Annotated in this window: 12 protein-coding genes; 4 read left to right on the top strand and 8 right to left on the bottom strand. The window is 35.4% G+C overall.

Annotation, left to right across the window (positions count from 1 at the left end):
- Nucleotides 1-10: 10 nt before the first annotated feature.
- From KIK00_RS11990 to KIK00_RS12000, 3 genes are read left to right on the top strand one after another with little or no spacing between them, the layout of a single operon-like run.
- Nucleotides 11-5,044: a translocation/assembly module TamB gene (locus tag KIK00_RS11990; protein ID WP_255812641.1), complete on the top strand. Its 5,034-nt coding sequence runs from the start codon at nt 11-13 to the stop codon at nt 5,042-5,044.
- A complete protein-coding gene (locus tag KIK00_RS11995) occupies nt 5,044-7,371 on the top strand; it encodes a BamA/TamA family outer membrane protein (protein WP_255812643.1) in 2,328 nt (775 codons plus the stop codon). The genes KIK00_RS11990 and KIK00_RS11995 overlap by 1 nt, the downstream gene beginning before the upstream one ends.
- Before the next feature lies 1 nt (nt 7,372).
- On the top strand, nt 7,373-8,314 hold the full coding sequence (locus KIK00_RS12000) for a YihY/virulence factor BrkB family protein (RefSeq protein ID WP_255812644.1): 942 nt from the start codon (nt 7,373-7,375) through the stop codon (nt 8,312-8,314).
- 104 nt (nt 8,315-8,418) lie between these two features.
- On the opposite strand, the gene argS is transcribed toward KIK00_RS12000, so the two are convergent.
- The 6 genes from argS to KIK00_RS12030 all read right to left on the bottom strand — a co-directional run bounded on the left by argS (nt 8,419) and on the right by KIK00_RS12030 (nt 20,267).
- Nucleotides 8,419-10,179, bottom strand: a complete 1,761-nt coding sequence (gene argS, locus KIK00_RS12005) for an arginine--tRNA ligase (RefSeq protein ID WP_255812645.1) — start codon at nt 10,177-10,179, stop codon at nt 8,419-8,421.
- A 128-nt stretch (nt 10,180-10,307) separates the two neighbouring features.
- Nucleotides 10,308-10,754, bottom strand: coding sequence for a lipocalin family protein (locus tag KIK00_RS12010; protein WP_255812646.1), 447 nt, complete (start codon nt 10,752-10,754; stop codon nt 10,308-10,310).
- Between the two features lie 54 nt (nt 10,755-10,808).
- On the bottom strand, nt 10,809-12,269 hold the full coding sequence (locus tag KIK00_RS12015; protein WP_255812647.1) for a SusD/RagB family nutrient-binding outer membrane lipoprotein: 1,461 nt from the start codon (nt 12,267-12,269) through the stop codon (nt 10,809-10,811).
- A gap of 3 nt (nt 12,270-12,272) precedes the next feature.
- Nucleotides 12,273-15,230, bottom strand: coding sequence for a SusC/RagA family TonB-linked outer membrane protein (locus KIK00_RS12020; RefSeq protein ID WP_255812648.1), 2,958 nt, complete (start codon nt 15,228-15,230; stop codon nt 12,273-12,275).
- A 410-nt stretch (nt 15,231-15,640) separates the two neighbouring features.
- Nucleotides 15,641-17,218, bottom strand: coding sequence for a SusD/RagB family nutrient-binding outer membrane lipoprotein (locus KIK00_RS12025; RefSeq protein ID WP_255812649.1), 1,578 nt, complete (start codon nt 17,216-17,218; stop codon nt 15,641-15,643).
- Nucleotides 17,219-17,231: 13 nt separating this feature from the next.
- Complete coding sequence (locus KIK00_RS12030; protein ID WP_255812650.1) at nt 17,232-20,267, bottom strand: SusC/RagA family TonB-linked outer membrane protein; 3,036 nt, start codon at nt 20,265-20,267, stop codon at nt 17,232-17,234.
- 503 nt (nt 20,268-20,770) lie between these two features.
- Here KIK00_RS12030 and KIK00_RS12035 point away from each other — a divergent pair.
- The gene (locus KIK00_RS12035) at nt 20,771-21,355 is read left to right on the top strand and encodes a ribonuclease HII (protein ID WP_255812651.1); all 585 of its coding nucleotides are present in this window, start codon (nt 20,771-20,773) and stop codon (nt 21,353-21,355) included.
- Between the two features lie 132 nt (nt 21,356-21,487).
- On the opposite strand, the gene yidC is transcribed toward KIK00_RS12035, so the two are convergent.
- Together yidC and KIK00_RS12045 are read right to left on the bottom strand one after the other, a co-directional pair.
- Entirely contained in the window at nt 21,488-23,287 is a 1,800-nt protein-coding gene (gene yidC, locus KIK00_RS12040) for a membrane protein insertase YidC (RefSeq protein ID WP_255812652.1), read from the bottom strand.
- Nucleotides 23,288-23,465: 178 nt separating this feature from the next.
- The gene (locus KIK00_RS12045) at nt 23,466-25,073 is read right to left on the bottom strand and encodes a CTP synthase (RefSeq protein ID WP_255812653.1); all 1,608 of its coding nucleotides are present in this window, start codon (nt 25,071-25,073) and stop codon (nt 23,466-23,468) included.
- Between the last annotated feature and the right edge of the window lie 83 nt (nt 25,074-25,156).

The following is a 25,156-nucleotide window of genomic DNA, read 5'->3' on the forward strand; positions in this document are numbered from 1 at the left end:
CTCATCGCATTTGAAACTGAAAATCAACACCACAAAACTTTTAAGGCGTATTGCAATAACCTTTATTTCAATATTGGTTCTTCTTACCCTGTTGATACTAAGCTTAAAACTCCCTGCCGTTCAAAACTTTATCAAAGACAAGCTTATTGTTTACCTTGAGAAAAAAATCAAAACTCAGGTAAGCCTTGAAAGAGTCTATATAGGATTTCCCAACAGCCTTGTCATGGAGAATCTTTATCTCAAAGGACAGGATGTGGATACCCTTCTGGCAGTGAAAAAACTGGATGTAGGTTTGCATATGCTGAAGCTTCTTAATTCTACCGCAGATATTACTTCGGTCAGTATGGAAGGAGCACGTGCCAATGTTGTAAGGAAACCGGACGGCAAATTCAATTTCGATTATATCATCGATGCTTTCGCAACCAGTGACAAAGAGGAAAGCTCTTCCAAACCATTCATTATTTCTCTTGATAAAATCAATTTAAAAGATATTGGCGTGACATTCAATGACCAGCAGTCGAAGAATGATATTAAACTATATTTTAAGTCTTTTGATACCAGGGTAAAAACTTTTGATCTTAATAAAAACAATTACGCTGTTAATGATATTAATCTTGACGGATTAAAATTAAAGCTAAAACAGGGACTTGTAGAAGAAGTTGCCCAAAAGGTTGAGAAAAAAGTAGACTCTCTTAATGAAAAGAAACCGATGAATATTGGATTGAGAGGCATTAAGCTTACCCATTTCGATATTGATTACGGTGATGACAATACCAAAACATTTGCAAAAGTCATATTCAAAGAACTGAGCACAAAGGTTAATAAACTTGATCTTGAAAATAATGCTTACAACATTGCGAATGTATTTCTTTCCGGAGCAGATATTAATGCCAATCTTTATCTTCCTGCTCAGAATGCCAATCCGAAAAAAACAAAAGAACCTGAAGTTTCCAAAGCCTCCGATCAGGACAAGGCAATGAAACTTCTTTTAGGAAAGCTTGTTTTAAATGATGTAAAGGTCAATTATAACAATACCGCCATTGCTCCTACCAAACAAGGCATGGACTTTAACCACCTGAATTTTTCAAAAATGAATGTGGAAGTAAGAAGCTTCAAAATGGAGAATAATACTTTTGCCGGAACTGTGAACACAGCAGAAATCAAAGAAGGAAGAGGCCTGGATATCCAGAAATTCAATACAGATTTCGTGTATGCAGAAAAGGAGGCTTATCTCAAAGACCTTTATCTACAAACCCCAAAAACAATCTTACGTGATGAGGTTATTTTAAACTATAACTCCATTGACCAGCTAAGCTCAAATCTTGGTGCGGTAAAGATCTCAGCTAACATTAAAGATTCAAAAATAGGATTCTCTGACATTCTGAATCTGGTTCCGACTTTAAGGAATACGGTTCCATTCAACAAATATCCGAACGCTATTCTAAATGTTAATGCCAATGTAAAAGGAAGCGTAAATGATCTTTTAATCAGGGATCTCAAAGTTTCAGGGCTGGATCAGCTTAGGGTAATGGCATCGGGGAAAATTAAAAATGCGATGAATCCTGATCAGTTGTATTACGATCTGAGAATCGGAGAATTTTCTTCCAGTGCCAAAACGATATTTAATCTTGTTCCGAAAAATACAATTCCTTCCAATATTTCCCTTCCTTCCCATTTCAGTATCAAAGGAAATGCAAAAGGCACGACTAAAGTAGTGAATACAGATCTGAACCTCTATTCCACGCTTGGAAATGCCGCTGTCATTGCACAAGTAGATATGCATAGGAAAAATCATGAGTTATATGATGTAAAAGCAAATCTTCAGGGCATACAGATAGGAAAAATTATTCAGAATAAAGATATTGGTCCCATCACAGCACAGATTGCAGCAAAAGGTGAAAGTTTTGATTTTAAAAATGCCAATGCGGACCTAAAAGGGCATATTGCTTCCGCGGTTTACAAAGGGTATCGTTATCAAAATATGAATCTTACCGGAAAGATCAACAAAGGTGCTTACCATGTTATTCTCGATTCAAAAGACCCGAATGCCAGTTTACAGCTGACCGCGTCCGGAGTGTATGATGAAAAAAATCCTACAGTAAAAGTGAATGGAGAAGTCATCAAACTGGATGTCAATAAACTTGGCTTCTACGAAAAACCGATGATCATTGCCGGAAAAATTGATGGTGATTTCACAAGTCTTGATCCAAATAATCTGAACGGATATCTGAACCTTAAAGATTTTGCATTCTCAGATACCAAAGAAGTATATCCGGTACAGGAAGTCAACCTGAAAGCTTCATCCACAAAGGATTCCACACAGATTATTTTCAATTCTCAGATCGCGGATGTAGAACTGAAAGGTAAATATAAACTTACCCAGATTTTTGGTGCTTTAACGAAAACTGTTAATCAATATTATCAGTTCCAGAAACCGGAAAAAAGTCAAAAAATTGATCCGGGGCAGCATTTTACCTTCACTGCGAAGATCAAAAATGATGATCTGATCAGAAAATTTGTTCCTGATCTGAAAGATTTTGAAACGATAAATCTTGTTGGAAATTATGATGCAGATTCTCAGAAAATTGAGATTGACGGGCAGATTCCAAGGTTATTATATGGTGAAAATACTATTGAAAAAGGAGCTTTAAAAGTTACCAATGAAAATCAGGCATTGCAGTACAGCCTGAATGTTGCTGCTTTAAAAAGTTCAAGTTTTTCTTTAAACAAAATAAACATTGACGGAGATGTTGCAGACAATACCATCCGATACAACGTCACTACAAAAGACGAGAAAGATGCTACTCAATTCCTGATTGCAGGAAATGCAAAATCACTGAATGACATTACAGAAATATCTTTAAACCCGAACGGATTAAAGCTCAATTATACAGATTGGAATGTTGCGGAAAACAACAAAATCCAGATCAGCAATAAAGGGATTCTGGCAGATAATTTCATTTTATCCAATGGAAACAGTGAAATTGCTGTTCAGTCTGAAAGCAACAGCCCAAGCAGTCCTTTAAACATCTCGTTGAAAGATTTTAAAATTGAAACCATTACGGAACTTATTAAAAAAGATACCGTTCTGGCAAGAGGAACCATTAATGGGACAGCACAGCTTCGGGATGTCACTAAAAAAATGACGTTCACTTCTGACCTGAATATCTCTGATTTAATCGTCTATGGAAGTCCTGTCCGAAATCTTGCAGTAAAAGTAAACAACGCTTCACCGAATCTTTTAAATGCTGATATTGCCCTTTCCGGAAATAACAATGATGTAAAAATCCTTGGAGATTATAATACTTCTTCCAGTACTTTCGATCTGAATATGGCGATCAATCAGCTTCAGATGAAGAGTATTCAAGGTTTTTCTATGAATGCAATTACCGATACGGAAGGTTATCTCTCAGGAAATTTAAAGATTACCGGAACTACTGATAAACCCAATGTTTTAGGAAAAGTAAAATTCAATGATGCAGGGCTGGAAATTGCAAAAACCGGAAGTGATTTCAGACATCTGAGCGATGAAATAGATTTTACCAGCCGTGGAATTGAGTTTGATAAATTTAAAATCAAAGATAAAGACGGAAATGCTCTTGTTGTGGACGGACAGGTTCTAACACAGACCTATAGAGATTTTGCTTTTAATCTGAATGTGAATGCTAAAAACTTCAAGGTTGTTAATTCAGAAAAGTCCAATGATGCCATGATGTATGGCATTCTTGCCATTGATGCAGGTCTTCATATCCGAGGTAATCTGGATCTTCCTAAGGTAGATGGGAAACTGAATGTAGCAGACAATACTGATTTCACTTTTGTTCTTCCTCAATCTACTCCATCTTTACAGGAAAGAGACGGTATTGTAGAGTTTGTGGATCAGGATCAGGTTGTTTTAAATAAAACGATCAAAGCAGATTCTCTTAATGCGCAAAGCCGTATTAAAGGCATGGACGTAAGTGTTAATATTGAAGTAAGTAAGGAAGCAAAACTTTCATTAATTATCGACAAGGCCAATGGTGATTTTGTCCAGCTTCAGGGTGAAGCAGAATTAACCGGAGGAATAGACCCATCAGGGAAAACTACACTGGTAGGCGTATATGAAGTAGAAAAAGGTAGTTATGATCTTTCTGTAAGCTTTCTGAAACGTAAGTTTGATATCCAGAAAGGAAGTACAATAACCTGGACCGGTGAACCTACGATGGCTATTATGGACATCACCGCTGTTTATAAAACAGAGGCAGCTCCTATTGATCTTGTGGAACAGCAGGTAGGAACTGAAAACGGAGGAGCTTCGCTGATCAATCAGTTCAAACAAAGAATTCCGTTCAATGCTTTATTGAAAATGAAAGGAGAGCTGTTGAAACCTCAGCTTACTTTTGATATTACTACAGAAGAAAAAAATAATTCTGTATCTACGAATGTAAAAGATGTTGTTGATCAAAAACTTGCCCAACTCAGAACTCTGGAATCTGAACTGAACAAACAGGTTTTTGCGTTACTGCTTCTGAACCGTTTTATCGGAGAAAATCCATTTGAAAGCGGCGCCGGAATGTCTGCAGAAACTATGGCCAGGCAAAGTGTAAGTAAGATTCTTTCTCAACAGTTAAATAATCTTGCAGCAGGTCTGATTAAAGGCGTAGATCTTAATTTTGGACTTGATTCTACAGAAGATTATTCCAGCGGACAAAAAAATACCAGAACCGACCTGAATGTGGATATCAGTAAAAAACTATTGAATGACCGATTGAAAGTAACGGTAGGAAGTAACTTCGGATTGGAGGGCCAGGCCCGCGAAAACGAAAATATGACCAATATTGCGGGTAATGTTTCCGTGGATTACAGTCTTTCCAAAGACGGAAGGTACATGCTACGCGCTTATCGTAAAGATGAATATCAGGTAGCTCTTCAGGGTCAGATCATAGAAACCGGAGTAGGATTCATTATTACATTGGATTATGACAAATTCCGGGAGATTTTCCAAAAATCTAAAGAGAAGAAGCCGAAAAAAAATCAAAATAACCAAGTGGTAGAATTTAAATAATGAGTAATAAGTTCCATATATATTGTAAGTATCTGTTTGTTTCCGGACTGGCATCAACTGTAATTTCGTGCAGTAACACAAGGTTTTTGAAAGAAGACCAAATGCTTTATACCGGAGCCAAACTAAAAATTGAAAACGATACAATTTCAAAAAACGAAAAAAAAGATCTTCAGGCTGCACTGGAAGCGAACCTCACTCCGAAACCTAATTCTACATTTTTAGGTATGCGTCCCAAGCTGTATTTTTATAATATAGCCAAAGAGCCGAAAAAGGATAAAGGGTTTAATTACTGGCTTAAATATAAAGTGGGTGAAAAACCTGTATTATTAGGCGATGTAGACCGCGAGTTCAATAAAGATATTATTGTAAATTATTCTGAAAACAAAGGATATTTCAATGCTAAAGCTTCTTATGATACGGTTTCAAAGAATAAAAAAGCTCAGGTCATTTATACAGTAAGACCGGGTTCCAGATATTTAATTGACGGAGTAAAATTTCAGAAGGATTCTACATTGGTGAACCAGGAAATTCAGGGTTTAACAAAAAGAACATTTCTTAAAAATGGAAAACCATTTGATCTGGATGTCATCAAAGCAGAAAGAGAAAGAATTGATAATGGTTTAAAAGAAAGAGGTTTTTATTATTTCCATCCCGACAACATTATCGTGCAGGCAGACAGTACCATAAGTAAAAATCATAAGGTTGAACTTAACGTAAAACTGAAAGACAATACGCCTGATTTAGCAACTCAGCAATTCAGCATTAATAATGTTATTGTATTTCCCAATTACAACATTCAGGATGTAAAGGATGGTAAGTATAGTATTCCGATGGATAAAGATTCTCTTTCAAAATATGCTTTTGATGATATTTACGTCATTGATCCTCAGCATAAATTCAAACCTAAAATTTTTGACAGAGCTCTATATTTCAAAAAAGGAGATCTTTATAACCGCTCCAATCATAATCTTACGCTGAACCGTTTGATCAGTCTCGGTGTCTTTAAATTTGTGAAAAATGAGTTCGTGGTCTCGGATTCATTAAGTCACAAATTTGATGCTTATTATCTATTAACTCCAAGACAAACCCAGTCACTTCGTCTGGAAGCTTTAGGAAGAACAAATTCTGCCAATTATGCGGGTAGTGAACTGAACCTGAACTGGACTCACCGAAATTTCTTCAGAGGTGCAGAACAGTTTAAAGCAGCCATCTACGGAGCTTTTGATTTCCAAATGGGAGGAGCCCAGGACGCGAATAATATTTTCCGCGCCGGAGCCAATGCACAACTTTCCATTCCGAGAATTGTAGCGCCATTCCGTTTTCATTCTTCCAGCGAATTTGTTCCGAGAACGAATATCACATTAGGATATGAATTCCAAAACAGAACAAAATATTACACGCTTAATAATTTCACCGGATCATTTGGATATCTGTGGAAAGAGAATGCAAGAAAAGAACATGAGCTGAAAGTGATTGATATTACGTTGGTATCACCAGCAAATGTTACAGATGAATATTACACTAAATCTGCCGGAAATCCTGCTATGCTGCGAATCGTAGATAAACAGCTCATTTTTGGCCCTACCTATTCTTTCACATACACCAATACTATGCTGCCAAAGACCAATACCTTTTATTATAAAGGAACACTTGATCTTGCAGGAAATATTACAGGACTTGCTACAGGGGCTGATGTAAAAAAAGATAAGGAAAAGAAAATATTCGGTATTCCTTTCAGCCAGTATGTAAAAATTGAAAACGATTTCAGGTTTTATCATAAGTTGACTGAAAAGTCTTCATTAGCAACGAGATTTATTGGAGGAATTGCCTATCCATACGGAAATTCAGAATTTATACCTTTCTCCAAGCAGTTTTTCTCAGGAGGTAGCAACAGTATCAGGGCATTCCGTGCAAGAACATTGGGGCCGGGAAGTTTTGATCCGAGAACTCTCGATGAAGGTACTTATTTTGACCAGTCCGGAGATGTTAAGCTGGAATTAAATGCAGAATACCGCGCCAATCTTTATAAATTTTTAAATGCTGCCGTTTTTGTAGATGCCGGAAATATCTGGCTGCTTCACGATGACACAAACAGACCGGGCGCTAAATTTTCAAAAGACTTTTTAAATGAAATTGCGGTGGGAGCCGGAGTAGGTCTGAGACTGGATTTTTCTATCCTGATTTTAAGACTGGACCTTGCCATGCCACTGAGAGTTCCTTATTACGAAAAAGGGGACAGATGGGCCTTCGATAAAATTAATTTCGGAGATTCAAAGTGGAGAAAAGATAACCTTGTTTTAAATATTGCCATCGGATATCCTTTTTAATATGATCAAAAATGCTCAATTTTTCTGGGAAGTTCTGAAAGATACCTTTACAGAATGGAATAATTCTACTGCATCAAAAGATTCAGCAAGTCTTGCCTATTATGCCATCTTTTCTATCCCTGGATTATTGATTATTATTATATGGGTACTTGGAAATTTCTTTGGTGAAGAAGCTATCCGCGGACAAATAAGCACGCAGATCAGCGGTATTATGGGGCCGGATGTTGCTAAAAGTATTGAAGGTATGCTGGCAGGTGCTCTGATTGACAAAAAAAATATTTTCATGAAAGCAGTGGGGGTCGGATCATTGGTTTTTGGTTCTACGACACTTTTTTTTCAGCTTCAGCATTCTTTAAATTCACTTTGGGAAGTAGAAGCGGCTCCCAAAAAGGCATTGGTTAAATTTCTCTTAGACAGAGCCAATTCTTTGGGAATGATTCTTATTATGGGATTTCTTCTGATGATTACTATGGTTTTATCTTCTCTGATCAGTCTTTTCAATCAGATTATTACACGGTATTTTGGTTTTGAAACCTATATGCTGGTAGAGTTTGTGAATTTTGCTGTAGGATTTGGCCTGGTCATGCTTTTATTCGCTTTAATGTTTAAAGTGCTGCCTGATGTTCTGATCAGCTGGAAGCCCGTATGGAAAGGGGCATTTCTGACAACCGTTTTATTTACCCTCGGAAAGTTTTTATTAAGTCTTTATTTTAATCAGGTAAAGCCTACTTCAGCTTTTGGTGCTGCTGGAACCGTCATTCTGATTATGATGTGGATCAACTATTCCTGCATGCTGATATTTTTTGGTGCCGTATTCACCAAAGTTTATACTTACAAAAAAGGATATAAAGCCATTCTTTCCAAGCATGCAAGATGGACTCCTGCCAAGTTGTATGCAGATAGTTTGAAGCAGATGCATGGCGAAAGTAATGATAAAACATAAAATGCGAGATTCCGTTACATGGTAAGTGATGCGAGATCATTAATTATGGATAATTAATTTCACATATAAAAAGCCTCCTGAAAAATTCAGGAGGCTTTTTATTTTTACATTCTGTTTACTGTTCCTATTCCCAGCAGTTCTAACGATTTTTTGATCGTCTTCGCTGTAATATCTGAAATATTCAAACGGAATTGTTTTACATTTTCATCTTCCTGATTCAGAATAGGGTTATTCTGATAGAAAGAGTTGTATACTTTCACAAGATCATACACATAGTTGGCCACTAAAGCTGGGCTTAATGTCTCTGCTGATTTGGCAACTACAGTTTTAAAGTTTGTCAACTGCATAATCAATTCTTTTTCAGATTGATTTAATTCGATATCAGCCGTTTCCGTTTGCAAAGTACCTGCTTTAGACAGCAATGATTGAATACGAGCATAGGTATACTGGATAAATGGTCCTGTATTTCCGTTGAAATCTATACTTTCTGATGGGTTGAAAAGCATTTTTTTCTTAGGATCTACTTTAAGCATAAAATATTTCAGTGCACCCAATCCTACTGTTTCATAAGATGCTTCTTTCTCTTCTTCAGAAAGGTTCTCCAGTTTTCCTAATTCCTGAGCCTTAGATTTTGCTGTTTCATACATTTCCTGCATCAAATCATCTGCATCTACTACGGTTCCTTCACGGGATTTCATCTTACCTTCTGGTAATTCTACCATCCCGTAAGAAAGGTGGAACAACTGATCAGCCCACTCATATCCAAGTTTTTTAAGAATTTTAAATAAAACCTGGAAGTGGTAATCCTGTTCGTTTCCTACTGTATAAATCAGTTTTTGAATACTATTTTGTTTAAAACGTTCAACTGCTGTTCCAAGATCCTGTGTCATATAAACCGATGTACCGTCTGAACGTAACAGCAGCTTCTGATCAAGTCCTTCATCTGTAAGATCACACCAAACAGAACCGTCTTCTTTCTGATACAGAACACCTTTATCTAATCCTTCCTGGATAAGATCTTTTCCTAAAATATAGGTATTGCTTTCGTATTGAACCTGATCAAAGTCAACCCCCAGTCTTTTATAAGTTTCATTGAATCCTTTGTAAACCCATGAATTCATCTCTTCCCAAAGTGCTCTTACAGTTGCATCTCCATTTTCCCAATCCAGAAGCATTTTCTGAGCTTCTTTCATCACCGGGGCATCTTTTTTAGCCTGTTCCTCTCCTACACCTTGCTCTACAAGCTCTACAATTTCTTTTTTATAGTTTTTATCGAATTCTACGTAATAGTTTCCAACAAATTTGTCTCCTTTAGTATTGGTAGTTTCAGGCGTTGCTCCGTTTCCGAACTTCTCCCAGGCCAGCATAGATTTACAGATATGAATACCTCTGTCATTGATGATCTGAGTTTTGATTACATCATACCCGGCTTCTTTTAAGATTTGTGCTACAGAAAATCCTAATAAATTATTTCTGATGTGCCCTAAATGCAGTGGTTTATTTGTATTTGGGGAAGAATATTCTACCATTACCGTAGAATTTTTCTTTTCTATAGTAGAAAAATTTTTGCTTACAGATCTAAAGTTATCTACAAACAATTGGTTTTTAACTTTAACATTAAGGAACCCTTTCACTACATTAAAGCTTTCGAAAATTTCCGTCTGCTCTGTCAAAGCCTCACCTAATTCAACCCCGATACTCTCAGGATTTTTTTTCAACTGTTTTACTAACGGGAAAGTGACAATGGTAAAATCACCCTCAAATTCCGTTTTATTAGCCTGAACTTCCAGTTTAATGTCTTTTAACTGATATACATTTAAAATGACTTCTGAAAGTTTTTGTTCTATAATATCTTTAATATTCATGTTTCCAAATTCTCTTTTAATGCCTAAAGCCGAAACATATTACCTATGTTTCCACTCAAAATATAAGTTACAAATATACGGAAATAAAAAAACCGCCCGAAGGCGGTTTTATAAGTAAATAAGATTATTTATTCTTTTCTGAAAACTAAGACTGCCTCGTCATTTCCAGGTGTATTGTCTAAGTTTTTGCTGTTGTCATTAATTCTGAGTTCAGTACTGGAATATGAGTCTATTTCCTTTTTCAGTGTTTTGGAAACTCCTGCTTCTGTATAAGTAAGAGTTAGCGTTTGATACATTTTATCAAAGTTCCATTTTCCTCCGAAAGAATCGAACAGATTACAGTTTCCAGAAGAAGACACATCATATCTTTCGTAAGATCCTGAAAAATCAGGATTGATAAATATAATTCCTTTCTTTTCGCAATCCGTCAGCACGATATCTTTACCTTTGAACTCATACTTATATGGTTTCCAGCTTCCATTAATACTTACATCTTCATTTACAACTGCACGGTCATCATCATTAGAACATGATGCAATACCCATTAAAAGAAGAATTCCTATAAAAAATCTCATATAAAAATTTTTATATTCTTCAAGCCATAAGCAGGCTTGAAGAATTTATTATTATTAAAATTTATCCCAAAATAATTTGGTTGACACCTTATCACCTCCAATTTTTGAAGCTGCAGCATTCACATTTTTAGCGTTAAGAAGATACTCCTGATCAGAATATTTCATTCTTACCGGTACTGATTCTACCACAGAACCTCCAGGATTTACAAATACAGGAAAGTCTAGTCTTCTTGCAAAATTCCATGCCTGGAATCCTTTATTGAACATCGCTATCCATGCTTGTTCTCCTACAGATTTTTTCCAATTGGCAGCATTATATGGATTAGCAGCAATAAATGCATTTGCAGTCGGTGTATCAATACCATATTCAGCCATTGAAGCTATAATAGCATCTTTATATAAATTAGCAGCAGTATCTCCAACATTAAAGCCTCTTGCAGCAGCTTCAGTTCTCAGGAATTGAATTTCAGAAAAATCTAATAAGAAACCTTGTGCATTTTCTCCTGAAATAGCATTTGTAAAGTGAGAGTAATCACTAAAAACATTCTGATCACCATATACTCCGCCCACATAAGCACCAGCAACCTGTGTAAACCACGTTGCTCTTCTTGGGTCTGAAGTAGTATTCATAAAATCAACCAGAACATCTGACGGAATAAAGTCATTTCTACCCGATTGAATTACATCCTGATATACCGGGTTTGATAATAATCCTGAAGGAAATGTCTGAAGTCCGAAGTTATCTATTTTTCCCGTGAACAAGCCGGCATTATATGCTGCTTCAGCATAAGTTTTAGCCAATGCGGGGTCGCTATCTGCTAAAGTTACAGCCATTCTGAATTTCAATGAATTACCCATTTTCTTCCATTTAGTCATGTCTCCTTTGTAGATCAAATCCTTATCATATCCACTACCAGAAGTATTAATCATAGCAACAGCAGCATCAATTCTTTTGATAAGATCCAGATACACTGTTTTTGCATCATCATAAGGAATTTCCGCACTCCCTGGATTTTCAGCGGTAGCTTTCAATGCTCCGAAATAAGGAATATCACCATATGTGTCAACTAAATTGGCCCATGCATATACATTTACTAATTCAATCATAGCAATATTGTTATTTTTAGTAACAGGATCTACCCCCTCGCTCTCAAGAAATCTTCTGGCATCTCTTAATGCAGATAATACTCCCGGAGAGTTGATGGTTGCTGATGCAGATGCCATCATACGGTTATAATGATTCCTTGGAATTGGTCTCGTCACCATATCATAGTTCGTCTCATCAGTATAAGTAGTTTCTGACCACTGTTGTGTAAAAAACCTGGTAATGTTACGGTTTACATTGGCAGACAATAGTTGGTCAAGAAGTGCATGTTCAGCACTGGCAAAAAGTACTCCTGACGGAACTTCAGTTGGGTGTTTAGGGTCTTCATTTAGTGACGTGATGTCTCTTTCACAAGATGTAAAAGTTAACGATAATGAAGCTAAACCTATAATTAAAAATATTTTTTTCATTTTCTAGAATTTTAAAGTTATATCAATCCCAATATCACGGGTAGTAGGTAGTACTCCGATAGAATTACCTTTAGCTCCTAAACCATTTCCTGTTCCAGCTTCCGGATCTGCATAAGGTAAGTTTTTGTGGATAATCCAAAGGTTTCTCCCTACAATTGAAATTTTTGCATCACGAATAGCAGTATTGGCCAGAACAGATTTAGGAAGGTTATACCCTATACTTGCTTCTCTAAGTTTTACATAAGATGCATCATAAACGAATCTTTTATTCGGCATTCTTCTATATCCGTCTACGTTACCAAAAGATCCCGGATTAATCGCAGGTGTCGTATTTACATTTCCATTCGGGTTAACACCTGGATGTACAAATCCACCCTCTCTATAATCAGCCGTTTCTGCATAAAGACCAGTTGCTAATCCGTAATACATATCGGTAGAGAATACATCACCTCCTTTTTTCACATCAATAAGGAAACTTACTGAGAAATCTTTATAACGGAAGCTGTTTCTGATACCACCTACCCAGTCTGGTGTGATATTCCCTATAACCTGATTATTATTTCTTAAATAACGACCTGTAGCTGGATCAATGACTCTATCACCATTCGCATTATATACATAATCTGATCCTACCAAAGCTCCAAAAGACTCTCCTACACGTGCATTAAGAGAAACACCACCCTGATAACTTGCCATTAAGTAATTCTGAGAATCACCATTTAATGCAATAACTTTATTCTCATTTTTAGACCAGTTCACGTTTACATCCCATGTAAAATTATTTGTTTTAAATGGTGTCCCGTTTAACTGTACTTCTATACCTTTGTTATCAATCTGTCCTGCATTTACAAGGAATGTTCTATATCCTGTTGCGGAAGAAACCGGTAAATTGATAATCTGATCAAATGTTCTGGTTTTATAAATTGCAATATCAAAACCTAATCTGTTTTTGAAGAATTGTGCCTCCATACCAAATTCTGTTTCCTTAGATCTTTGAGGTTTCAGGTTTGGATTCGCAAGGAAAAAAGGTTGATCAAACAGACCTTCACCTCTAGCTTTGAAAGTATTTACCAATCTGTAATTGTTAGTAGAAGAACCTACTTCAGCGTAGTTTGCTCTCAATTTCCAGAAACTTAACCATGGTTGTTTTACAAATTCAGATAGAATAACAGCACCAGTAACCGAAGGATATCCATAGCTATTATTTCCTTTTGGTAAGTTAGACGACTGGTCTACACGGTAAGTACCATCCACAAATAAGAAGTTCTTATACCCAAAAGATGCCGTTGCATATAAACTGGAAGTAACCCATTTTGCATAATTTTCATCAGGCGGAAGGATTGTTCTGACTGAGTTAGATATTGCAAATAGTCCAGGTTTAGATAAACCTCCTTCTGTACTCATGAAGATATTGTCAACAAGATTTCTTCTCACATTCCCCCCTGCAATACCACTAACACTTAGGTCAGAAGTAATATCAACCTTGTAGTTGGCAAATAAGTCAAAGTTGATCTCAGTATTTTTCACATTGGTTCTTGCATATCCTGAACTTACATTAAGCCCGGATGCACCAAACGCTTGAGGCAATGATCCATTCATCAATCTCTCTTCTACAACCATTTGTAAATCATCATAAGATAATTTTCCTGTAATTCCAAAGTTCTTAGAAACATCATATTTTAACTGAGCATAGCTGAATATTCTGGTTCTGTCATCAGACTGATAATTCTGATATCTCTGAAAATACGGGTTATTCCAATATTGAGGAGTTGCATCTGCTGCTGTAGATCTGTTCCAGGAAAAATTACTATTTCCATTGTTAGCATAAGCATCTCTTAATGCCAACACATCTACGTTGGTCTGCCACCACTGTCTGAAACCAGAAACAATATTATCTGAATAGCCAGTTTCATTACGTCCTCTCGTATCTTGTAAAGTTAAAGTTGTGAAAACAGAGGCATGTAATTTATCTGTAAAATCGTGATTAAATTTTGCTGAAATTGTATTTTTTCTCAGCTCTGAATTAGGCATCAAACCATTGGAAAGCATATTGGAATATGATAAGGAAAGGTTTGAAGTTTTATTTCCTTTTTCAATGGTGATTGTATTAATGTATGTGACTGGTGTTTCAAAGAATTTAATGGGTCCATTTTTCGCGGCAACCCAAGGCGTAGCTTTTCCATAGTTTGGAGAAGATGGATCAAATGAATCCCATTGGTAAACCAATTGATTAGGATTAAATGCAGGTCCATAAGATGCATCATCTACAAAGTTGGCATAATTATAACCTCCAGGACCTGGGTCTTCATTCCATGACTGACCACCATATCCTGCACCATACTTTTTCTGATAGGTAGGGAAAGTAGATTTATCAATAAATCCTGCTGTAATTCCTGAGTTTAAAGTAACACCCCAGCTTCCGTCGTTATTTCCTCTTCCGCTTTTAGTTACAATCAAAATTACCCCATCACTTCCTCTTTCACCATACAAAGCAGATGCAGCTGCACCCTTCAATACGTTTACAGATTCTATATCTTCCTGGTTAATGTCTGAAAGAAAGTTACCGTAATCGAATACAGATCCGGTTACCGTATTATTATTAACTGGTGAACCATCAATTACAATAAGTGGAGAACCTCCTGACAGAGATTTATACCCTCTGATCAAAAGGTTTGCAGATCCGCCAAAGTTGTTGTTTGTATTTACCTGTAGTCCGGCCACCTTACCTGAAAGAAGGGATGCTACGTTACCGGTATTGGTAGTTCCACCGGTTAATTCTGCAGCTTTTACTTCTTCAGAAGCATAACCAAGAGATTTTTTCTCTCTTTTAATCCCGAGTGCGGTTACAACCACCCCCTCAATTTCTTTTGTTTTAATAGTATCATTCTTTTGCTGAGCGTTAGCAACAGCTATGGAAGAAGACAGTACTAAAACAAGAAGACTTGCTGTTAGTTTCTTCATATCAAATTAATTTTTGTGACTTTACAAATTTGTAAAACTTTCTTAATACCACAAAGCAAAATTTGAAAAAATTACAATTTATTCAATATTTTTGAACAAAAACACATAAATAAGTATTAAAATAAGTTAAAAACAAAATATTTAACAAATTCAGATTACTTATTTGTTGTCTTTTTTTAAGAAATAATAACAATTACTTAAATTGATATTATCTATATTTAATTTTTATCACAATAGCAATAAAACAAATTGAATATCAATAAATTGAATATTAAAAAAGTATAAAAACTAGGCATAGATAAGAGATAGTACTATGCTTAACATATTTTAATATTCAAAAAAAACTTTCCCTATTAAACAAAAAAACCGCCCGAAGGCGGTAAAATATATTGAAATTTGAAATTACAAAATTAATTTCTTGCCCAGAAAGGAGTATATTGATTTTTACTAAATACATCTGCATTACTAATAGCAGGTACATTACTAGCATTACCAATATATTCAGAAAGAGGATAAATCAATCTGTTTGGTTTTGGATTCGATGCTATTGTAGCTAATGGTGTAACAGGGAAACCTGTTCTTGTATAATCAAAGAAAGATTGCTCTGGATTAACACCTGTTAAAGCGATCCATTTCTGAGTCATAATTGCTTCTAATTTATTTGCATCAGTTCCTGCCCAACCTAAACCAGCAACATTTTGTATAGCAGTAAGATAAGCTGCAGAACCACTTGCTCCAAAGTAAGTATATGATGCAGTAATAGCAGCAGAGAAATTACCCGCTGCGTTAGAGAATAGACCTGGATATCTTAAAGCAGCTTCTGCTTGCAAAAATTTCGATTCAGCTCTAGTCATAATACAACCAGGTTTCGCTGAAGCCATTTCTACATATTCTCTTGTTGATGTAGGTGTTCCTGTTCCAATAGTGATACCATAACTAAATCTGGAAATAGCAGCAGGCACACCAGGTTGACCTGGTAAATTACCTTGTCTGATACCAGAAACTTTCCCTCCAACAAGTGAGAACATTCTCGCTCTTCTACCATCAACAATTCCATTAAATTTTTGGTAAACTGGACGAGTATCTCCATCTGCATTTCCGTTTAAAATAATAGCCGCATGCTCTGAAGCAACATTTATAGAATAGTTTGCAGCTCTCGTTCCTGAACTAAGATATACATAGAAATTGGTAAATGGATTTTGTTGAGCATCATTAGCTGCAGAGTATCCAGGATTTTCTAAAACATCCTCGTCAATGAAATCAGCACCACTAAGTGTTGCTAATTTTTGATCTCTATAAGCAGCCATATCACCTGTCACATTAGACATTCTTAATAAATACCTCAACTTCAATGTATTAGCAAAAGAAATCCATTTATCTTTATCACCATGGAAAACGATATCACTTAATGGCTCATCTCCTTGACCTGACTCTAATAGACCTATCGCATTATCTAAATCTGCAATAGAAGCTTTATAGATATCTTCACCTTTATCATATTTAGGAGTTAAATTATCCTGTCCTTTAAAAGCTTGAGAATAAGGCATATCACCATACAAATCTGTCAATATCTGTATATAATTAGCCTTCATAATTTTAGCAATAGCCTTGTGCTGAACATATTTGCTCCCTGGATCATTAAAGGTAATAACTTTTTCAAAATTAGCTATTCCTCTGAAAAGACTATCCCAAACATCATTATAAAATGTATTAGAAACATTGGGTTTATAATCGTCAATAAATGGAGCACCATATACCAATGAGTTTCCCGCAGTTGAGTTCATTACAACACTGGCAAATCTATTTAATGTTTGAGATTGCTTTGCATATGTTGATGTGATACCAACAGGAAGCAATTCATTCGGAGTAACTTTATCAATTGAAATATTATTAGGGTCTTCATTAATATCAAGATATCTGTTACATGACACGGAAGCAAATAACATGGTTAAAGATAAAACCGCTGTCGTTATTTTTATATTTTTCATATTTTTTTAAATTTTAGAATGTAGCTTTTAAGTTAATTCCAAAAGATCTTTGAGAAGGATACTGTTCAGCTAGAGCAATTCCGGCACCATTACCACTAGTGTAAGAGGTTTCAGGATCTGCATAATTTCTATTTTCTTTTGAATATACAAAGAATGGATTTCTAGCAAATAAACCTACAGTAATCCCAGTTACAAAAGTTGATGATAACACTGATTTTGGAACATCATAAGATAAAGCAATTTCTCTTACTTTGAATGCTGTAGCATCTAATACCATTGGCTCACCCAATCTCTGTAAAGATTGTGAACTGAAATAACCAGCTACACCATCATAGTCTGCTGTTCCCCCTACAGGAGTATTATTCTGAACATACTGCCCATTTACCATCTGAACCGAGTTAGGAATAACATATCCTTTGCTTCTATCAAAACCAGCAGTTTCTTCAGTCGCACCTGCAAACGTTAAGAGACTTTTACTAAGTGAAGCAAATTTACCTCCCTTACGGTAATCCATTGTAGCAGAAAGTGTAAAGCCTTTAAATTTAAGAGATGTATTAAATCCAAGGGTATAATCCGGTGTTACTCGTCCCATACTGCTTAATGTAGTATTTTGCAAAGGAACCCCATCAGCTCCTACAATAACTCTTCCTTGATCATCTCTTTGGAAGGTTGTTGCTTTGATAACCTGCAGATCTGACCCTTTTATTGCAAAGACTCCAATCCCAACAGTTTGGTAAGGCACTGCAAGGGCAACCTCATCCAACCCGTTTGGTAAATCAATTACTGTAGATCTCGATTTAGCAAAAGAAGCTCTTAAATTCCAAGTGAAGTTTTGAGATTTAAACGGAGTAAGCCCTAGATCAATTTCAAACCCTCTCATTCTGGTTTTACCAAAATTGTCTTTCAAATTACTTATCCCAGAGGCATTTGAAACGTTTGCATTAGTAATCAAGTCTTTAGTATCTGATTGATAAACAGACCCTTCTAATGTAATACGATCATTTAAGAAACCTAACTGAACATTCAAATCATAGGTAGAAATAAACTCCGGTTTAATGGTTCTATTAGTTTGTGTAGCATCCACCCCATATCCAGGAAGGTTAGGAAAAGGATACCCTGAAGGAGCAATACCTACGTTAGAAGTTTCATAAGGCAAAATAGCCGATGTATTTCCAACTTTAGTATATCCTGGTGCAATTTTAATATAATTGATAATATCATTCCCTTTCAGAGCTTCAAAAGCTTTTGTAGGAATAAATGAAAGCCCTACAGAATAATAAGGATAGGTTTTGTTATGAACCTGTCCGTTATAATAAGTAGATAGTACAGAACTTTGTTCAATTCTGAAAGTGGAGTTCAAGAATAAGTAATCTTTATATGATAGATCTAAGTTCGCAAATCCAGCAATAGTTCTCTGTCTTGTTGTAGTATTCTCAAAAAGAATATTATCCAATGCTGAAGCCCCTGTTGAGTTCCCCGGCTGAATAAGGTTAGTAACGTTTCTGATATCATACCATCCTGGAACAACCAGATTCGTACCTCCCATTGATCTGGCAGTTCTATAGCTATCCTGAATGTTGTTACCAATGTTTAACTTCATATTAATATCATTTGTAAGATCATAATTAAAGTTTAACATTAAATCTCCATAATAACTTCTTGTACTCACGGTACGGTTAATGTAGTATGAATCAAAGTTAGAGCTACCTGTATAATCTTGCAATGTTCCTCCATCTAAAACAAGCCCACTTCCTGTGTAAACCTGACTAGCTTTGAAACCATCATCATGATTATCAGATCTGGAATTATTTAAATATAAATTCCCAGTATATGTTAAATTAATATTCTTGTTAAAATCATATTGTAAAGATAAAATACCTGATAAATAATCATTAACAGTATTTTGTCTTGTATGTTCTAACTGATAGTAAGGATTTTTTGTAAAAGCAGATAATCCTCCTTCAACACCAGAATATCTATATTTTCTAATATCATTCATTGAAGGCATCTGAAGGATATCACTATATAAATCTGCACTAGATTGGTTAGTAATTTTACTAATATAATTGATGGTACCATCAATCCTTAACTTATCTAGTTTTTTTCCTGCTTTAACCAAGAAACTATTTTGTCTTAGCTGATCTCCTTCAACAACAAAATCATTCTCTAATCTGTTAATAGATAACATTGCATAAGAATCACTTCCACCAGAGTTAACAGTAAGTCCATTCTGAAGGATCAAGCCATTTTTGAAAAATTTAGAGAAATGATTGTTTATAGGAGCATATTTTTCATAAATAAATCTTCCATCTGCCTGTGGTAGCCCCGATGGAACCATCTGTCCCCCAATATTTGGATCATTGTAAGCAGGGCCCCAGGACATATTTTCAAAAGGAACATAAGTTGTTCCATTATAGTCCACATCTCCACCACTAAAAGCAGGCTCGTGAGGATACCCTTTACCATACTGCTTTTGTATAATAGGGAATTTAAATGCTTGCGTCATCTGAATTGAAGAAGTAAGAGTAAATTGCATTTTCTCACTTTTCGCACCCTTTTTAGTTGTTACAATAATAACTCCATTTACCCCTTGTTGTCCATAAAGTGCGGCACCTTGAAGACCTTTGATTACGTTCACGTTTTCAATAACCTCAGGTGGTAGCTGAGCTAAAACAGATGCAGAAGAAATAACATTATCAATTACAACCAGAGCTTCATTCCCTCCTGAGATTGATTTATTTCCTCTGATTACAATTCTACTTGATGCACCTACACTGTTATCAGTTTGTGTAATCTGCAATCCAGACACCTTACCCGTCAAAGCTTGAACAGCATTTGGAGCAGAAGCTTGATTCAATTCCTTTGTACCTACTACTTGCTGTGCATTGGTAACGGCATCAGCCTTTTTCTTAATACCTAAGGCACCAGTAACTACAACTTCTTCAATAGTCTTTGTTTTTATCGTGTCTGCTTCTCTTTGTTGAGCGCTTACAATAAAAAAAGATGAAGAAAGTGCTACAATAAGTACACTAGTTGTTAATTTCTTCATGTTAATTCAATTATTTTTTACAGGTTACAAATTTGTAAAACTTTCTTAAAAATACAAAGCATTTTCTTAAAAAAATATAAAACTTTAAACTATTAATAATAAAAACAATAAAAAAAACATTAGTTTTTGTTAAAAAATCATTTTTTAACAAAAAAACAAAACAAAAACAATTAATAATTTTTCAATATTTCAATATTATTTATTCATTGCTTTTTTACAATAAAACAATAAATAAAAACAAAAAAATAACCACAAAAACAAATATTCAATCAATAAAGTAAAACAAACGACCCGAAAACCTCAAAAAACACACCACAACCTTAAATTCATTTTCAATCACAGAATAAAGAAAAAAAACAAAAATTCCAAATACAATAATAATATCATCAATAAAAGTTGTTATAAAACAATAATTTGATAATCATATATCTTATGAAAAAAATCATGAATGAGATAATTAATATACTGTTTTTTCATAATTTTACACTTCTTTTAAATAAAATATGGAGCTAATAAAAAACTGGTCAAACCTTTATATCGAGGCGGGATGTGATGAAGTAGGAAGAGGATGTTTAAGTGGTCCGGTGGTAGCAGCAGCGGTAATTTTAGACGATGATTTCAAACAAAATCTGGTTAATGATTCAAAAAAATTAACGTTCAAAACACGAATGGAACTGGATAGTTACATCAAAGATAATGTGAAAAACTATGCTATAGCAGAGCTTCCTCCTTCTTTTATTGATGAGCATAATATCCTTAATGCAAGCATTCATGCTATGCATTGTGCACTGGATAAACTGACAATAACACCAGAACTTATTTTAGTAGATGGTAACAAATTCCATCCTTATAATTACATTCCTCACCAGTGTATTATCAAAGGAGATTCCAAGGTTTTGTCTATTGCTGCGGCCTCTATTCTTGCCAAAAATTACAGAGATAAGTTAATGATTGAGCTTCATGAAGAGCACCCTGAATATGGATGGAACACCAATTTTGGCTATGCAACAAAAAAACATCAAGAAGCCCTTATAAAGCATGGCCCGACATCACATCACAGGCAATCTTTCAGACTGAAATATGATTGAAATAACTCATTCTCAATTATTAAATTCTCATGCCAAGATCAGAAATTTGAAACCATTCTAAATAAAAACCAAAATAAAAAAAAGAGAAGCAATTACTGAATTGCTTCTCTTTTTTATGATATAATTAAAGAATTATTTCTTCTTATTTCTTTGCTGTTCCTGAGTTTTTTGCTGCTCCTGAGCTTTTTCCATCATTTCTCTCATTCTCTTCTGGAACTTACCTTCTGCTTTCGGTTTCTCCTTATTAGACTGAATCTGAGCGTGAATTTTCTTTTCATCCAGAATCACGTATTTAATAACAAGGATAATTAAGATGTTAATCGCATTCGATACAAAATAATACCAAGAAAGACCTGAAGCTGAAGTATTAAGGAAGAATAGGAACGTAATCGGGAAGATATACATTAAAACCTTCATATTTGGCATTCCTTCCTGCTGAGGCTGCTGCATATTCCCGGAAGTCATCACAGTATATATCAAGATAACAACAGTACATGCCAATGCAAAAATACTCAAGTGATCTCCAAGGAAAGGAACTTTAAATGGAAGCTTGATCAAATCATCATAAGCGGTCAAATCCTTTGCAAACCAGAATCCTTGCCCTCTAAGGTCAATAAAGTTCGGGAAGAAACGGAACAACGCATAGAAGATAGGAATCTGCACCAATGCCGGTAAACATCCCGCCATCTGATTCACTCCAGCTTTTCTATAGATCTCCATCGTAGCCTGCTGTTTCTTCATTGGATCAGCATCCTTGAATTTAGCATTTGCTTCATCAATTTCCGGACGAATCACCTTCATCATCGCACTCAATTTATGCTGCTTATACATAATTGGCGACAGGATTAACTTAACAATGATTGTCATTACAAAAATTACCCAACCTGCAGATAACCCCCAAGCAGCAATAATACCATATAACCACATGAAGAAGTAACGGTTCATCGCTCCGATAAATGACCACCCCAACGGAAGAATTTCATCAAAGTTTTTATCATAAGATTTAAGCAATGGTAAATCCAATGGCATGAAGTACCAAGTGAAATCCTGGTTCAGCTCACTTCCGGTCATCTGAACAAAACCTTCATAGTTTAATTTCTTCAAATATTCTCCTTCTTCAACATTCTCCTGATTTCCTTTACTGTGAGTAAATCCGTTTTTAGCTTCAATCACAGAAGTGAAAAACTGCTGCTTTACCCCAATCCAGTTAAGGGTTTCCTTATCCTCCTCCATTGTCGTTCTTCCATCATAATCATAGTCTTTATAATTATTGAAAGCATAAGAGAATTCTGAGTGAGACTGTTCCTGAGCTCTACCTTTTTCTAGGTTTCTTACATTATAATCCCAGATGAAATCTGCTTTGTTGTCTGAAGTAATTTTTGAAAGCCCCTGAGTTCTCACTTTAAAATCAAGAGTGTATTTAGGAAGTAGTGTGTAAATAAACTGAATTACAGCACCATTGTAATCTGCAGTTAAGGTTACTGCATTTCCATTAACAGTAGGTGAGAAAACTAAATCTTTAGTATTAATAACCTTTCCTGTTTTATCTTTAAACTGAAAACCGTAGTTTGAGTTATTTTTATTGATCAGATAAAGTGGTTGATCTGCATTATCTGTTTTGTGGTTGTAAGCTTTATACTTTAAAAGCTCTACTCTGGACACCTGTCCTCCTAGGCTTGAAAATTCAAGTTTTAATTCATTATTACCAAGACTTGCGGTCTGGATTGAGTTAGGAGTTACATTTGGATTGATATTGTTTGCCTGAGTTTGCTTTACGGCATTTTTTACCTGTTCTGTTTTCTGCTGCTGAGCTTTTAACTCCTCTTCTTTCGCTTGTTTGTTCTGGAAATAGAACATAAAACCGAAGAGAACCAGGCATAAAACCGCGAAACTAATCATTTGTTTCTTATCGATTCCGTTGTTTTGTTGCATTTTATTTTATATTAAAATTTTAAACTTAGGATGTACCTGTAACGTACATAATTTTGAGCTGACAAAAATACTGTTTTTTTATCAAAACTCTATGCTTTACGATGTTACTATATAATAAACTCAAGCTGATTATTCTCAGCTTGAGTTTATGTATAGACGATTATGATAAAATATTACTTTATTTCTTTTCGCAAGCCTTAATAAAAGCTCTGAATAAAGGATGCGGTGTTGCTACCGTACTCTTATATTCCGGGTGATACTGAACCCCTACATAGAATGGGTGATCAGGAAGTTCAAGTGCTTCCACCAAACCTGTTTCAGGATTTGTACCTGTAGCAAGGAAGCCATTTTTCTCAAATTCCTGAAGATAATCACTGTTGAATTCATAACGGTGACGGTGTCTTTCAGAAATATTCTTGTTTCCGTAGATATCAAATAGTTTAGAACCATTTTTCAAAGAACATTTCCAAGCTCCAAGACGCATTGTTCCTCCTTTATCGATTACATTTTTCTGTTCCTCCATTAATGAGATCACAGGATCCGGAGTTGCCGTATCAAATTCTACAGAATTCGCTTTTGTGTGTCCTAAAACATTTCTTGCAAATTCAATCGTCATGATCTGCATTCCTAAACAGATTCCCAACATTGGAATTTTATTTTCTCTTGCATATTTTGCAGTAAGAACTTTTCCTTCAATTCCTCTGTCTCCAAAGCCTGGAGCTACAAGGATACCATTCACTCCTTTCAGAATATCCTTAATATTTTCCTCTGTAATATCTCCACTGTATACCCATCTTACTTTTACTTCAGTTTCAAGGTCAGCCCCTGCATGTTTAAAAGCTTCAGCAATAGAAATATACGAGTCCTGAAGTGAAACATATTTTCCAACTAATGCAATCTCAACCGTTTTCTTAGGATTCTGGAATTTCTTAAGGAAACTTTTCCAGTCTTTAAGATCAGCTGTTTTATCACTTTTCAGATCCAGTTCTTTCAATATTACATCATCAAAGTTTTGTTTCTGAAGATACATTGGAACTTCATAGATAGTTTCCAGATCTTTACACTCAATAACGTTTTCTAAAGCAACGTTACAGAATTGAGCCAGTTTTGCTCTTTGATCTTTAGGGATTTTATGCTCCGTTCTGCAAACTAAAACATCCGCCATGATTCCGCTTTCCATCAACTGACGAACGGAGTGCTGGGATGGCTTTGTTTTCAATTCTCCACTTGAAGCCAGATAAGGCAGTAAAGTAAGGTGGATCACCATAGAATTTCTCTCTCCCAGTTCCCACTTTAACTGACGTACAGTTTCAATGTATGGTAAAGATTCGATATCCCCTACAGTTCCTCCGATCTCAGTAATGATGATATCGTAGTTCTGTTTTGAAAGGATTTTAATTCTACGTTTAATTTCGTTAGTAATATGAGGAATTACCTGAACTGTTTTTCCAAGGAAATCTCCTTTTCTTTCTTTTTCAATTACAGTCTGGTAGATTTTTCCTGTAGTAACGTTGTTGTTTTGGGATGTAGGAGCATCAAGGTAACGCTCATAGTGGCCTAAATCCAGATCCGTCTCCGCACCATCTTCAGTTACATAACACTCTCCGTGCTCATAAGGATTCAAAGTTCCTGGGTCGATATTGATATAAGGATCTAATTTTTGGATCGTTACATTAAAGCCGCGTGATTTTAGTAGAAGTCCCAGAGAAGCAGAAACGATTCCCTTTCCCAAAGATGAAGTTACACCTCCTGTCACAAAGATGTACTTTGTATTCTTTTTACTCATTAGATTAGGTTTGTGCAAAGTTATGGGAAAAAGAGATACAAAGCAATCTTTTACATTTTGAAAATGACAAAACATCCCTCAAA

The organism is Chryseobacterium sp. MA9, from assembly GCF_024399315.1.
Taxonomy (GTDB): domain Bacteria; phylum Bacteroidota; class Bacteroidia; order Flavobacteriales; family Weeksellaceae; genus Chryseobacterium.